Source organism: Arthrobacter sp. A2-55, assembly GCF_025548615.1.
In the GTDB taxonomy this organism is placed as follows: domain Bacteria; phylum Actinomycetota; class Actinomycetes; order Actinomycetales; family Micrococcaceae; genus Specibacter; species Specibacter silviterrae.
Window position 1 is genome coordinate 34,588 of the sequence record NZ_JAJLOZ010000004.1, and the last position, 11,773, is coordinate 46,360.

An 11,773-nucleotide genomic window follows, 5' to 3' on the forward strand; every position below is an offset into this window, starting at 1 on the left:
TTTTCAGGTGGTTCGGCCACGGGAGATGTCTTCCGGAAGCTGAACTTTCGGGCTGTAGCGCAGCTTGGTAGCGCACTTGACTGGGGGTCAAGGGGTCGCAGGTTCAAATCCTGTCAGCCCGACCGTACAGATGAGGCAGTGTCCGCAAGGACACTGCCTCATCTGTTTAAGATGCTTCCATGGAGCCTAGCTCCGCACCTTGCGTGCCGCACCGGAGAGCTGCCCTGCGTCCAGGGCAAACAAGTCCCGGGAACCGGCGGTGGCCGCGCCCAGCAGGCTGGCACACTGGGGCAGCAGCTGTTCGGCGTAGAAGCGCGCCAGCACCAACTGGCTTTCGGCAAGCCCGGCGTCGCCCGTGGCCGGCGCCGCCAGGGCAGCGCGGGCCAGCATCCAGGCCCCCGTGCACAGGCCCCACATGCGCAGGTACGGCGTGGAACCGGACAGGGCCGCGTTGGGGTCGCCAGGGCCGGTGCGCACCATCCAGCGGGTGGCCTCCTCGAGGGCGTCGAACTGCCTGCCCAGTTCCACCCGGATGGGGTCAAACTCGGTGCCGGCGTCCGCCAGCTGCGGTTCAATCTCGCGCATGGTGCCCAGGAACTCCAGCATTGACGAGCCGCCGCGCACGCCCAGCTTCCGGCCCACCAGGTCGGCGGCCTGGATGCCGTTGGTGCCCTCGTAAATTGCGGCGATGCGGATGTCGCGCAGGTGCTGGGCTGCCCCGGTTTCCTCTATAAAGCCCATCCCGCCGTGGATCTGGAGTGCCAGCGAAGTCAGCTCATTGCCCAAGTCGGTGCCGAACGACTTGCAGATGGGGGTGAGTATGCCCACGATCTCGTCGGCGCGGCTTCGAACGGCCGGGTCCGGGTGATGGGTGCTGATGTCCACATAGCTGGCGTCGAGCAGCATGAGGTAGCGCATGGCAGCCACATGGGCGCGCTGGGTCATGAGCATCCGGCGAACGTCGGGGAAATCGATAATGGGGGAGCTGGCGCCGTAAGCACCGGCGGCCAGTCCCTGCCGGCGCTCCTGCGCGTAGGCGAGGGACTGCTGGTAGGCCCGTTCGGCCACGGCCAGGCCCTGCACCCCAACACCCAGCCGGGCGCTGTTCATCATGACAAACATGATGCGCATGCCCTTGTTCTCTTCCCCGATGAGGTAGCCGGTGGCATTTTCGTAGGAAAGCACGCAGGTGGGGGAGGCGTGGATGCCCATCTTGTGTTCCAGCGAGACGGTCTCCACCGTGTTTCGCGCGCCAAGGGAGCCGTCGTCGTTGACCAGGAACTTGGGCACGATGAAGCAGGAGATGCCGCGGGTGCCCTCCGGGGCGCCGGGCGTGCGGGCCAGCACCAGGTGCACAATTTGTTCAGCCATGTCGTGGTCGCCGTAGGTGATGAAAATCTTCTGGCCCGTAATGGCATAGCTGCCGTCCCCCTGCCGGACTGCGCGCGTGGTGAGGGCGCCGACGTCGGACCCGGCCTGGGGCTCGGTGAGATTCATGGTGCCGGTCCACTCGCCCGTGACCATCTTGGGCAGGTAGCGTTCCTTGAGGGCGTCGTCGCCATAGTGGAGCAGGGCCTCGATGGCGCCCTGGGTGAGCAGGGGGCACAGCGAGAACGCCATGTTGGCGCTGGTGATGAGCTCCTGGATCACCAGCCCCACCGTGCGCGGGAACCCTCCTCCGCCGTATTCCTCAGGCAGCGGAACCGAGCCCCAGCCTGCCTCCACGTACTGGCGGTACACCTCCTTGAAGCCGTCGGGTGTGAGCACCGTGCCATCGGGCTGGAGCCGGGAACCCTGGGTGTCGCCCGTGCGGTTCGTCGGCGCCACGGCCGCGGCCATGAAGTCACCGCACTGCTCAAGAAGTTCGACGACGGTGTCAAGGTCGGCGTGTTCAAATCCGGGCAGTTTCGCGATGTCCGGGTACCCGACAACGTGCTCCAGGGCGAAGGAAATGTCGGCAAGGGGAGGCTGGTATTGGTCCATAATTGTCAGCGTACCCCGGGGCGGAGCTGCGGAACAGGATTTTGTTACTTGCCGGTAATGTTTCCCGGGTCACAGCGTGAAACGGGGGCCAATGGCGGAGCTTTAGTGAAAGTTTGCGTTGGCATACAGCAGCAGTGCCACCATGAAGGCATAGAAGATTCCCGTGCACAGTCCAATGATGGCCAGGACGCGGCTGGCCGTGGAATGCACCGGCTTGTGGGTGACCAGGCCGACAATGCAGAAGACGATGGCCGTGCCGGTCAGGAAGTAACCGGCATTGGGAATGACGGACAAGGGGAGCGCGGCCGCTGCGGCGATGAAACCGACCATGGCGAACGGATTTGGCTTCCGCGCCTGGCGGGGGAGACCGTAATGCGGCACGCCGGACCACGCGCGGCCGTCCCACCAGCGAAAAAAGCGGGGATCGTGTGCATCCGGGTACCATCCAGGCGCGGGGCCGGCTGGATTCCACGGGGGCGGTTGCGTCAAAGGGCTGCTCCTAGCCGGATTCATGATTGGCCGGTTTGATGAATTGCTTCAGCGACGAGTATTACACGCCGTGTGGTCAGTGCGCCTCCGCCGCCAGCAATTCCTCCCAGGTCTTGACGCCGGTGGCGTGGTCCGGCGTGAGGATTGCCCCGGCCCGGACGGCGGCGGCTGCCTTTCCCGGCATGCGAAATGGCACAAAGAGGCGGTGCCGGTGCATGGCTGCCAGGTATCCGCGGACCAGCTCGTCGGTGAGGTACGCTGTGGGGCCGCCCATTTCCTCAACCAACCCGGCCGGCTCGCCGAGAGCCAGTTCCACGAGCCTGGCTGCCACTTCGTCCACGGCGACCGGCTGGAAACGCGAGCCCGTGGGCGCCGGGATCACCGGCGACTTGGCGAGCTGCCTGGCCACCAGCAACATCGATTCCAGGAACTGGGTGGCCCGCAGGATCGAGTGGGGGACCCCGGATTCTTCCAGCACCTGTTCGGCGGCGCGCTTGGCGGCAAAGTAGCCAAAGGCCATCCGGTCCAGCCTGCCGGTCACAGGTACCCGGTCCGCGCCAACCACCGAAATGTAGACAATGTGGCGTGTTTCGGCTCGCTCTGCGGCGGCAACGAGCGTGCGCGTCATGGCTTCGTCACCCTTGGCGCTGCCGGCGCAATGGACCACGGTCCCCACTCCGGCCAGGGCCGCATCGATGCCGGCACCCGTGGTGAGATCGCCCGGAACCAGCGTGGCGCCGCCGGGCCCGGCCTTGCTGTGCGTCAGGACCCGGACAGGGGCACCCGCCTCGAGCAGCCGGGCCACCACCCGGGCACCGAGCCGCCCCGTGCCGCCCGTGACAAGAATTGGCAATGACATGGCGTTTCCTCCTCGCAGGCCTGCCGGGCCGTCAATGTTAGTGTTTACTAAGCGTAGGTTAGTATTTACTAACAGGGAAGGGGTGGCTGTGAATCCAACACGTGAGGCAATTCTGGACGGGGCGTTGGCTGTCATGCGGGACAGGGGGCTGGCGCGCACCACCACCAAGGAGATTGCCCGCGCCAGCGGTTGCTCCGAGCCCCTGCTCTACCGCCACTTTGAGGACAAGATTGCACTCTTCCTGGCCGTGCTGGCCGAGCGGCTGCCCCCCGTTCGCGTGCTGGGGGACGGGGCTGCCGGCCTCGCCGGGCACGGCCTGCTGGAGGAAAACCTGCGCCTGGTGGTGGCCGAGCTGACCGCCTTTTACCTGACAGTGCTGCCGATCGGAATGTCCATCTTTTCCGACAACGAACTGCTGGCCCGGCACAGGGATGCCGTCGAGGCACACGGCACCGGACCGGAAATCATGAGCCTGGGAGTTGGAAAATACCTGGCTGATGAACAAGCTGCCGGGCGCATCCGCCCCGGGGCGCCGCTGGATGGCGCAGCGCTGGCGCTGACGGGGGCCGCGATGCATCGAGCTTTCCTGTGGAGCTTTCACGCCAGGGCGGGTGAGCCCGGCCCCTCCCGGCAGCGCATCCGCGACGTGGCCGCGGAGGTGGTGGCCGGCGTGCTGCCGTCGCTGCTCCCCGCGGCGTGAGGGAATGGCCGCTCAGTCCTCCCCGGGCGTTTCGGCGGCAGCCTTGACGGCGGCGAGGCGCCGGTCCCAGCCGTCGGCCAGTTCCCTCAGCCATTCCGCTGAGCGGTCCAGCTCGGCCCGGCGCACGGCGTAGAGGACCTCGCGCCCCGAACGCCGCGGCTCCAGCAGTCCCGCGCCGGACAGCACGCGCAGGTGCCGGTCCACCGCCTGCCGTGACATGGGCAGCGACGGCGCCAGCGCCGACGCCGACGCCGCGCCCCCCCGTGCCAGCATCAGGAGCAGCTGCTGCCGGTGGGGGTCGCCCAGGGCCGCAAACACGGGTGCCGTTGAGGTGGTGCTCATGGCTGCAGCGCCCATTTCAGGGCTGCCTCCAGTTCAATCCGCCAACCTTCCGTGTTTCCTTCAAACTGCCTGCGCCGCTCTTCCGCACTGACCCCCAGCGAATCGAAGCCGCTCTCCACGACTTGCAACACCACGCCGGAACCGGCGTCCTCGATCCGGAATTCAACCAAGGTGGTGGGGACGTCGTCACCGTCCCCCAGCCAGCGGAAGGCGGCATAGCGCGGCGCATCCAAGGCAACTGTCTTGATGCGGAAGGTGCCGTGAACAGGGTGGGTGACGACGTTGATGTCACTGCCTTCATCGAAGCCGCGGTCCTCCACCGTGCCGTCGTTGATCCACCACCCGGGGCGGCGGATGAGCTCCCACACCCTATCCGCGCTGGCGTCGATGCTGATTTCTCGTGCAATCCGGTCCGTGCTCGTTTCCATGATGATCTCCCTTGAAGTTGATCTGCAAACAAAGTCTTGCACCTCGCTGAAAGTAGTGCAACATTTTTGTTGCAATTGGACCGTCGCCGCCTTCGGGGCGGCGCTCGAATTGGTGCCTTGCCGGGCGTAGGCTCGGAGGCATGAGAGGACGAGCAACGATCATCGGGGCCGGCATCGCGGGGCTGGCCACTGCCCGGGCACTGGCCCTTGAGGGTTGGGACGTGGACGTGCGGGAAAGTGCCCCGGCGCTGCCCGGCACAGGCACCGTGCTGGGCCTGTGGCCCGCCGCGCTTGAGGCCCTGGAAGCCATCGGGGCGGGCCCGGCCGTGCGTGGCAGCGGCGTGCGGGTGGAAGCAGCGGCCACCACGGGGCTGCGGACCCCTGCCGGCAAAACGCTCATCGCCACCAACGGCGGCGGCAAGCTGCTGCTGATTCGCCGCCCGCTCCTCCTGGAAATACTGGCCGACGGCGTAGCCGTCACCTTTGGGGCCGAAGTGGCTGGACCGCGCGCCGTTGACGGTGCCGATGTGGTGATTGGCGCCGACGGCACCAACAGCCGCACCCGATTGGCGGTTTTTGGCGGGCAGTATGCTGCCCGGTCCCTGGGGGCTGTGGCGTGGCGCGGCACGGTTGAGGGTGCGGCCCGGAGCCACGGGGAAACGTGGGCGCCGGGAGCATTGTTCGGCATCTCGCCCGCAGGGCCCGACGCCACCAACTGGTATGCCTGCCTCAGCGCCGGCCAGCCGTTCGATCCGCCCCACCTGCAGCATCTGCGCGATGTGTTTGGCTCGTGGCGGACGGGACCGGCCGAGGTGCTGAAGAGGGTCACGGAGGCCGGCATCCTCCACCATGAACTGTTGGAGGTGCCCCGGTTGTCTTCCTACTCCTGCGGCCGGGTGGTCCTGGTGGGGGACGCGGCCCATTCCATGGCCCCGTTTCTTGGACGTGGGGCGTGCGAGGCCCTGGTGGACGGTGTCGCGTTGGGCCGGAGCCTGGGTGCATCCGCTTCCGTGGCCGACGGGCTGGCCGGCTACGACCGGGCACGGCGGGTGCGGACCCAGCGCCTGGTGGGCATCTCCCGGCTGGTGGGCCGGACCGCCATGATGCGGCGGGGCTTCCGCGAGCGCAATGCCGTTTTGCAGGCTGCCGGCGCCGTCATGGGAGCGGCGGGCTCCCTGAGGCGCCGCTGACTTCCGGTGCGGCCAGGACGCCCGATGCAGGCCTTTGGCAGGCAGGGCGGTAGTGTTCTTGGTAGCCACTGCGCTTTTCTCAAAGTCAGCCGTGGTCAGGCCTGTACAGCGATTCGCCGTCTCTGTGCGGGCCGACTTACTTTAACGGTGAGTGTCACATGCTGGCGCACGTTCCGGGCTGCGCGCTGACCGGCTGCCGCGTAATCTGGAAGGGAAGCTTTCTCTTCGCTCGGCACGGGATGGGAATGAATTATGGCCACGTTCACGGACCTTCACCACGGGGCGGCGCCGGTGCTGCTGCCCAATGCCTGGGACCTTGGCTCCGCACTCGCCTTTGCCGAAGCAGGTTTCGCTGCCGTGGGGACCACCAGCTTTGGCATCGCCGCCAGCTCCGGCCGGCCCGACGGCGGCCGGTCCAGCAAGGGAGCCACCCTTGCCCTTGCCGCTGAGTTGTGCCGCCTTCCCGTGTTCATCACCGCGGACATTGAGGACGGCTATTCCGACGACCCCGCCGAAGTGGCAGGTTTTGTGGCCGAATTGGACGCCCTGGGCGTTGCCGGGATCAACCTGGAGGACAGCACTGACGGGCACTTGGTCCCGCCCGCGCTGGCGGCGTCCAAGATTGCTGCCGTCAAGCGGGGAACCCCCGCCGTTTTCATTAACGCCCGGGTGGACAACTTGTGGTTCAAAGAACAGGCCACGATTGACGCCGTCCTGCTTCGTGCACGGGCTTACACCGACGCCGGGGCGGACGGAATATTTGTCCCCGGTCTTGCCGCCCCTGACGACATCAGGCGCGTCACGGCTGGGATCGGCCTCCCTGTCAACGTTTTGGCGCATCCCACCCTGACGGTTGCCGAGTTGGGGGAGTTGGGGGTGCGGCGGGTGAGCTCCGGCTCGCTGCCTTACCGCGCTGCGCTGGATGCTGCCGTCAATATTGCCAACTGCCTGCGTGGGGGCAAGGCGGTTCCGGCGGCGACTCCGTACTGGGACCTGCAGGCCCGCCTGGCCCGGTTCAGCGACGGCGCCGGCGGCTGAATCCGGTTAGCTGGAACCGGCCCAGTAGCCCAGGGCTGCGGCGGCCACGCACGCCACGATCGTGCCTAGGCCGCTGGCCAGGGAGGCGACCCACCGGCGTTCGCCCAGCAGCCGGACGGTTTCGTAGCTGGCGGTGCTGAAAGTTGTGTATCCGCCCAGGAATCCTGTGCCGAGAATCAGGCTCCACTGCGTGGGGAGAACTGATGCGCCCGCCAGCGCGGTCAGCAGGCCCAGCAGCAGCGAGCCGGAGACATTGATGGCAAACGTGGCCCACGGAAAGACAGTCCTGAACCGGCTGCGGACCAGCCCGTCCACGAGAAACCGGGCCGCTGCGCCAATCCCGCCGGCAACGGAGAGCGCCACAAATACCAGGGGCGTCATGCGCCGGCACTTTCCGGTGTTCCGGCCCCGGGAGCATTGACAGCGTGCGGGCGGAAAAGCGTGCCGAGCAGAATTCCGCCCCAGGTGGCCAGTGCGCCTACGAAAACTGTGCCGAGCGCCCAGCCCGCTGCCCAGCCCCACCCGGGCGACCCGGCGCCAGGGCCCATGCCGCCCGCGCCGATCCCCCCAAGCGCCAGCGTGCCGGCGGCCAAGGTGCTGTAGGTGGTGAAGCCGCCACAAAATCCCGTGCCCAGCAGCAGCCGCAGCGACGTCGCGCGGGCGTGGCCCGTTCGGGTCAGCCCTTCATACATGAAACCCAGCAGAAAGGCGCCGGACACGTTGGCGGCAAGCACGGCCCAGGGGAGCGGGCCGGTGCCCGCCATGAGCAGGATCAGCCCCTCCCTGGCCGCGGCGCCGGCCATGCCGCCCACGGCCACGAGTCCCAGCGACCTTGGGCGCAGGAATGCCGGCAAGGGCGCTGCCCTCATGGACGTCCGGCCGTGTGGCGGACAGCCTGCGCAGGGTGCCCGTGGTGGGTTGGCACCACCAGGACGGGGCGCAGCTGGCGGCGGGCCAGCCGCGTGGCAACCGAGTGGGCAAAGACTTCGCGCAAGGTGGTCCGGGCGTCGCCGTGTGTCCCGACCACAATCATGGCGGCATCAAGGGTGTCGGCGCAGTGGGCGAGGGCGTCCGCCACGTCCCCGGCCAGCAACACGGGGCGCCAGGCGGTCCCGAGGGGACCGAGCTGGCCGGCCAGTGCGGCGGCGAGGCCGGACGGGAAGGAGGCATCGGCGTCGTCCTCAAAATCGGGGTCGAGCGGGGCAGAGTCCATGGCGCCGTCAGGCGACTCGGCAAGCGGGTACCTGCCCGGGTTCACATAGGCGCACACCAGCTCGCCGTGGAGGGCGGCCGCCAGGACAGCCGCTTCCTGTGCCACGGCGGGGGACTGGCCGGGATAGACGCCGGCCACAATCCGGACCGGGGCGGACTGCTCCGGGTCCATTTAGGCCCCCGTAGTCCCGCCGGTTCCCCGGCGGTTGCTGCGCTCCGCTTCCCGGGCCGCCTTGTCGGCTGCCCGGGCGGCATCCTTGGCCGCACGGGCCTTTTTGGCCTCGTTCTCCCGCACCAGTTTTTCCGCGGCCTTCACCTGCCGGATCTTCCGTCCCCGGCGGAGCCACAGTCGGCCCAGCACAATGACGGCGACGGCGCACAGCACGCCCACCACCATGAACGACTGGCTCCAGGCGCCGAACCAGTTGGCCCCGCCGGTGTTCCAGATGGACAGTGCGTTCCTGGCCGAGCCGGTGGTGCCATGCAGTACGCCCAGGGTCAGCAGGTTGGGGATCGCCAGCAGCACGGCCAGCACCAGGATGACCACGCGAACCCACTTGTTCAGCTTGCGGCGGTGGGCCTGCCACGCCACCAGCACGGGCACAAAGGAAAAGGTGAAGCCGTAGAACATGCCAAGCGGAATGCTGTTGCCCAGCTGCGGGCCCACCTGGTTCTTGATGGAATTGGCCCAGGTCAGCGGAACCGTGGCGGAGGCGATGAGGTAGGCAATGAACAGCACCGCGGCGGCCGCCACGCCCAGGATGGTCCGCAGCAGCCAGACGGGCATCCGGCGCCGGCCTGCCCGGCCACCCGCGGGAGGCGGCTGCGGGGCGTTTTCCGGACTGTGTGCTCGGGATTCAGTCATGGAAGCATCATGTCATTACAGCCGTGAAGTGTGTTAGTACAAACGCCGAAATGCTCCAATTTCGGCTCGAATCCACCTTCGACTTGTCAAGAACGCCCACACACTAAAGACTGGACATGGCCAGTGGGCAGAACACCCGCAGACCGTTCCCTCTTTTGCTGTCAACTTCACATTCCACGCCCCCGCGTTGAACCCTGAAAGGTGCGCTTCCATGAGCAACATTCCCGCAGAACTGTCCTACACTGCAGAACACGAATGGGTTTCCGCCCCCAATGCCGACGGCGTGGTCCGTGTTGGCATCACCGACTTTGCGCAGGACGCCCTCGGCGATGTGGTTTACGTCCAGGTCCCTGACCTGGACACTGAAGTCAACGCCAACACTGTGGTTGGCGAAGTGGAGTCCACCAAGAGCGTCAGCGACATCTACGCGCCGCTGACAGGACGCGTCAGCGCCCGAAACGAGACCCTTGACACGGATCCGGCCTTGATCAACTCCGATCCCTACGGTGCCGGCTGGCTCGTGGAGATCACCCTTGCCGACGCTTCCAGCTACGCCTCCCTGCTCAGCGCCGCGGACTACCAGGAAAAGGTAGGCTAGAGTCCAGGCCAAAGGGCTTTGGTCACAGCTCAAGTTCAGCTGCGGCCGCTACGTTTTGACTACGCAATTGACGTCTACATGGATTTAAAAGGAGGAGTACCAATGGTTGACATGGGTAACGACGCCGGGGTGAATGAGCGGGCGGAATCCCAGGATCAGCCCGGCACTTCGGACACCACGTCCATCCAGCTGCCTCCCGTGCGGCACCTTCCCGCCTCGCGGCCTGCCCTGGCCGCCGACGAGCAAAACGCCGTGAACTCGCTGCCGGCAGGTTCAGCCCTGCTCATTGCCCACGCCGGACCCAACGCCGGCGCCCGCTTCCTGCTGGACAGCAACGTCACCACGGTGGGGCGCCACCCCGACGCCGACATCTTCCTTGATGACGTGACGGTCTCGCGCCGCCACGTGCAGTTCCTGAAGGTGGCGGTCGGTTTTGAAATCACCGACTCCGGCAGCTTGAACGGCACATACGTCAACGGGGACCGCGTGGACTCGGTGGTGCTGCGCACTGGGGATGAGGTGCAGATCGGAAAGTTCCGCCTCACGTACTACTTCAGTTCCGCAGACGCCGCCTCGAATTCCTGAGGCCGCCGGTGGGAACCATGAACCACAGCACCGGGCGCCGGCTGGTGGATGTGCAGTCCGCCGGCCGGCACCCCGGCGCGGCCGTCATCTTCAACATCGGCGAGGTCCTGGCCCAGCTCGGCGACGACTTTCCCACGGTGACGGCCTCCAAGATCCGCTTCTATGAGGAAAAGGGGCTGATCAGCCCCCAGCGCACACCTGCCGGCTACCGCCAGTTCCGTGATGCCGACGTCGAGCGCCTCCGCTTTGTCCTGGCGCTCCAGCGCGACCACTACCTTCCCCTGAAGGTGATCAGGGAGTACCTGGACGCCATCGACGAGGGCCAGACACCGCAAAACCTGCCCCCTGGCGTCTCCATCGCCCCCCGGATGGTCTCCGACGGGCTGGCCGTGGAAATGCGGGGCCGCTCCCGCCGCCTGACCCCCGACCAGCTGCGGGCCGAATGCGGGGCCAGCGCCGAGCTGCTCGAATCCATGGTCAGCTACGGGCTGGTGCACCAGTCCGGCGGCTACTTTGACGACCATTCCCTGCGCGTGGCCAAGGCCTGCACCGACCTCGCCGCCCACGGCCTGGAACCGCGGCACCTGCGCCCATTCCAGGCGGCGGCGGACCGGGAATTCGGGCTCGTCGAAAGGGCCGTTTCACCGATGTCCTCACGAAAGGACAGCACCTCGGCAGCCCGCGCCGCCGAGGCTGCCCGGGAGATCGCCGAGCTCTGCCTGGCGCTCCACAGCGCGCTGATCCAGGCGCGCATATCAGGAATGGAGACCCCATGATCCAGGTTGAGATTGTCGGGGTGCGCATTGAGATGCCGTCAAACCAGCCGCTGGTGCTGCTGAAGGAGCGTCTCGGGGAACGCCACATCCCCATCTGGATCGGCGCGTCGGAAGCCACCGCCATCGCGCTGGCTGAACAGGGCGTGGTGCCGCCGCGCCCGCTCACCCATGACCTGCTGTGCGGTGTGGTGCTGGCCCTGGGGCACAGGATTGTCCGTGCCAACCTGACAAAGGTGGAGGACGGGGTGTTTTATGCCGAGCTGGTGTTCGACGACGGCACAACGGTGGGTTCCCGGGCTTCCGATGCCATCGCCGTTGCACAGCGGGCCGACTGCGGCATTTGGGCCTCCGAGGCATTGGTGGAGGAGGCGGGGGTCATCATTGTGGACCACGACGACGACGCCACCACCGTCGCGGTGGACGAGGACGTTGAAGCCAAGGAACGCGAAGTCCGCCAGTTCCGGGAATTCCTCAACGGCGTCGAGCCCGAGGACTTTGACAAGTAGGCCGTGGCGGCAGAATTCCGGCTCCTCCGGGCGTCCAGTGGGGCTTCCTAACCTTAAACCTGAGCGTTAAACTTTCGACACGACAAAATTGTTATTCAAGCATCTTTGACCTTGGTGCCCGGCCACTCTAACGTCGGAGTTATCAGTTCCCCATTGCAAGCCGTGACCTCTGAGGCCACACTGGAGGTGAGGGCCACGCGCC

16 protein-coding genes, 1 tRNA gene and 1 pseudogene are annotated in these 11,773 nt (G+C 66.8%); 8 read left to right on the forward strand and 10 right to left on the reverse strand.

Going from position 1 to position 11,773, the window contains the following annotated elements; translation table 11 throughout:
- The first annotated feature begins 48 nt into the window (after positions 1-48).
- Positions 49-122 (forward strand) — tRNA-Pro (locus LPN03_RS02080).
- Positions 123-186: 64 nt separating this feature from the next.
- On the opposite strand, the gene LPN03_RS02085 is transcribed toward LPN03_RS02080, so the two are convergent.
- The 4 genes and pseudogenes from LPN03_RS02085 to LPN03_RS02095 form a co-directional block, all read right to left on the reverse strand.
- Complete coding sequence (locus LPN03_RS02085; protein ID WP_262452887.1) at positions 187-1,983, reverse strand: acyl-CoA dehydrogenase; 1,797 nt, start codon at positions 1,981-1,983, stop codon at positions 187-189.
- 102 nt (positions 1,984-2,085) lie between these two features.
- Positions 2,086-2,313: a hypothetical protein gene (locus LPN03_RS02090; protein WP_262452889.1), complete on the reverse strand. Its 228-nt coding sequence runs from the start codon at positions 2,311-2,313 to the stop codon at positions 2,086-2,088.
- A gap of 54 nt (positions 2,314-2,367) precedes the next feature.
- A pseudogene (locus LPN03_RS20870) lies at positions 2,368-2,496 on the reverse strand (DUF2510 domain-containing protein); the annotation flags it as partial.
- Between the two features lie 52 nt (positions 2,497-2,548).
- Entirely contained in the window at positions 2,549-3,331 is a 783-nt protein-coding gene (locus LPN03_RS02095; protein ID WP_262452891.1) for an SDR family oxidoreductase, read from the reverse strand.
- 88 nt (positions 3,332-3,419) lie between these two features.
- On the opposite strand from LPN03_RS02095, the gene LPN03_RS02100 reads away from it, so the two are divergent.
- Positions 3,420-4,031 (forward strand): TetR/AcrR family transcriptional regulator, encoded by a 612-nt coding sequence (locus tag LPN03_RS02100; RefSeq protein ID WP_262452893.1) that lies wholly within the window; start codon positions 3,420-3,422, stop codon positions 4,029-4,031.
- Between the two features lie 12 nt (positions 4,032-4,043).
- On the opposite strand, the gene LPN03_RS02105 is transcribed toward LPN03_RS02100, so the two are convergent.
- Positions 4,044-4,373: an ArsR/SmtB family transcription factor gene (locus tag LPN03_RS02105; protein WP_262452895.1), complete on the reverse strand. Its 330-nt coding sequence runs from the start codon at positions 4,371-4,373 to the stop codon at positions 4,044-4,046.
- On the reverse strand, positions 4,370-4,801 hold the full coding sequence (locus tag LPN03_RS02110; protein WP_165181247.1) for an SRPBCC domain-containing protein: 432 nt from the start codon (positions 4,799-4,801) through the stop codon (positions 4,370-4,372). The genes LPN03_RS02105 and LPN03_RS02110 overlap by 4 nt, the downstream gene beginning before the upstream one ends.
- 140 nt (positions 4,802-4,941) lie before the next feature.
- Between LPN03_RS02110 and LPN03_RS02115 the strand changes: the two genes are divergently transcribed.
- Positions 4,942-5,991, forward strand: coding sequence for an FAD-dependent monooxygenase (locus tag LPN03_RS02115; RefSeq protein ID WP_262452896.1), 1,050 nt, complete (start codon positions 4,942-4,944; stop codon positions 5,989-5,991).
- Between the two features lie 252 nt (positions 5,992-6,243).
- Positions 6,244-7,029, forward strand: a complete 786-nt coding sequence (locus tag LPN03_RS02120) for an isocitrate lyase/phosphoenolpyruvate mutase family protein (protein ID WP_262452898.1) — start codon at positions 6,244-6,246, stop codon at positions 7,027-7,029.
- Positions 7,030-7,035: 6 nt separating this feature from the next.
- Here LPN03_RS02120 and crcB read toward each other — a convergent pair whose 3' ends face one another.
- The 4 genes from crcB to LPN03_RS02140 are packed head-to-tail and all read right to left on the reverse strand — an operon-like array spanning position 7,036 to position 9,106.
- Complete coding sequence (gene crcB, locus LPN03_RS02125) at positions 7,036-7,410, reverse strand: fluoride efflux transporter CrcB (RefSeq protein WP_262452900.1); 375 nt, start codon at positions 7,408-7,410, stop codon at positions 7,036-7,038.
- Positions 7,407-7,898 (reverse strand): fluoride efflux transporter FluC, encoded by a 492-nt coding sequence (locus LPN03_RS02130; protein ID WP_262452902.1) that lies wholly within the window; start codon positions 7,896-7,898, stop codon positions 7,407-7,409. Before LPN03_RS02130 ends, crcB begins: the two co-directional genes overlap by 4 nt.
- Entirely contained in the window at positions 7,895-8,413 is a 519-nt protein-coding gene (locus tag LPN03_RS02135) for a universal stress protein (protein ID WP_262452903.1), read from the reverse strand. Before LPN03_RS02135 ends, LPN03_RS02130 begins: the two co-directional genes overlap by 4 nt.
- Complete coding sequence (locus LPN03_RS02140; RefSeq protein WP_262452904.1) at positions 8,414-9,106, reverse strand: hypothetical protein; 693 nt, start codon at positions 9,104-9,106, stop codon at positions 8,414-8,416.
- 211 nt (positions 9,107-9,317) lie between these two features.
- Between LPN03_RS02140 and gcvH the strand changes: the two genes are divergently transcribed.
- From gcvH to LPN03_RS02160, 4 genes are all read left to right on the forward strand, one after another.
- Positions 9,318-9,704: a glycine cleavage system protein GcvH gene (gene gcvH, locus LPN03_RS02145; RefSeq protein ID WP_165181241.1), complete on the forward strand. Its 387-nt coding sequence runs from the start codon at positions 9,318-9,320 to the stop codon at positions 9,702-9,704.
- 111 nt (positions 9,705-9,815) lie between these two features.
- Positions 9,816-10,289 (forward strand): FHA domain-containing protein, encoded by a 474-nt coding sequence (locus LPN03_RS02150; RefSeq protein WP_165181308.1) that lies wholly within the window; start codon positions 9,816-9,818, stop codon positions 10,287-10,289.
- Between the two features lie 17 nt (positions 10,290-10,306).
- Positions 10,307-11,065 carry a MerR family transcriptional regulator gene (locus LPN03_RS02155; protein ID WP_262452905.1) on the forward strand — a complete coding sequence of 253 codons (759 nt, stop codon included), beginning with the start codon at positions 10,307-10,309 and terminating at the stop codon, positions 11,063-11,065.
- Entirely contained in the window at positions 11,062-11,571 is a 510-nt protein-coding gene (locus LPN03_RS02160) for a bifunctional nuclease family protein (protein WP_165181239.1), read from the forward strand. The genes LPN03_RS02155 and LPN03_RS02160 overlap by 4 nt, the downstream gene beginning before the upstream one ends.
- Positions 11,572-11,773 lie beyond the last annotated feature (202 nt).

What these genes read in the sequence shown, in the direction of transcription:
- LPN03_RS02085 (WP_262452887.1), bottom strand. Translation starts at nt 1,983, where the DNA reads ATGGACCAATACCAGCCTCCCCTTGCCGACATTTCCTTCGCCCTGGAG.
- LPN03_RS02090 (WP_262452889.1), bottom strand. Translation starts at nt 2,313, where the DNA reads ATGGTCGGTTTCATCGCCGCAGCGGCCGCGCTCCCCTTGTCCGTCATT.
- LPN03_RS02095 (WP_262452891.1), bottom strand. Translation starts at nt 3,331, where the DNA reads ATGTCATTGCCAATTCTTGTCACGGGCGGCACGGGGCGGCTCGGTGCC.
- LPN03_RS02105 (WP_262452895.1), bottom strand. Translation starts at nt 4,373, where the DNA reads ATGAGCACCACCTCAACGGCACCCGTGTTTGCGGCCCTGGGCGACCCC.
- LPN03_RS02110 (WP_165181247.1), bottom strand. Translation starts at nt 4,801, where the DNA reads ATGGAAACGAGCACGGACCGGATTGCACGAGAAATCAGCATCGACGCC.
- LPN03_RS02115 (WP_262452896.1), top strand. Translation starts at nt 4,942, where the DNA reads ATGAGAGGACGAGCAACGATCATCGGGGCCGGCATCGCGGGGCTGGCC.
- LPN03_RS02120 (WP_262452898.1), top strand. Translation starts at nt 6,244, where the DNA reads ATGGCCACGTTCACGGACCTTCACCACGGGGCGGCGCCGGTGCTGCTG.
- crcB (WP_262452900.1), bottom strand. Translation starts at nt 7,410, where the DNA reads ATGACGCCCCTGGTATTTGTGGCGCTCTCCGTTGCCGGCGGGATTGGC.
- LPN03_RS02130 (WP_262452902.1), bottom strand. Translation starts at nt 7,898, where the DNA reads ATGAGGGCAGCGCCCTTGCCGGCATTCCTGCGCCCAAGGTCGCTGGGA.
- LPN03_RS02135 (WP_262452903.1), bottom strand. Translation starts at nt 8,413, where the DNA reads ATGGACCCGGAGCAGTCCGCCCCGGTCCGGATTGTGGCCGGCGTCTAT.
- LPN03_RS02140 (WP_262452904.1), bottom strand. Translation starts at nt 9,106, where the DNA reads ATGACTGAATCCCGAGCACACAGTCCGGAAAACGCCCCGCAGCCGCCT.
- gcvH (WP_165181241.1), top strand. Translation starts at nt 9,318, where the DNA reads ATGAGCAACATTCCCGCAGAACTGTCCTACACTGCAGAACACGAATGG.
- LPN03_RS02150 (WP_165181308.1), top strand. Translation starts at nt 9,816, where the DNA reads ATGGGTAACGACGCCGGGGTGAATGAGCGGGCGGAATCCCAGGATCAG.
- LPN03_RS02155 (WP_262452905.1), top strand. Translation starts at nt 10,307, where the DNA reads ATGAACCACAGCACCGGGCGCCGGCTGGTGGATGTGCAGTCCGCCGGC.
- LPN03_RS02160 (WP_165181239.1), top strand. Translation starts at nt 11,062, where the DNA reads ATGATCCAGGTTGAGATTGTCGGGGTGCGCATTGAGATGCCGTCAAAC.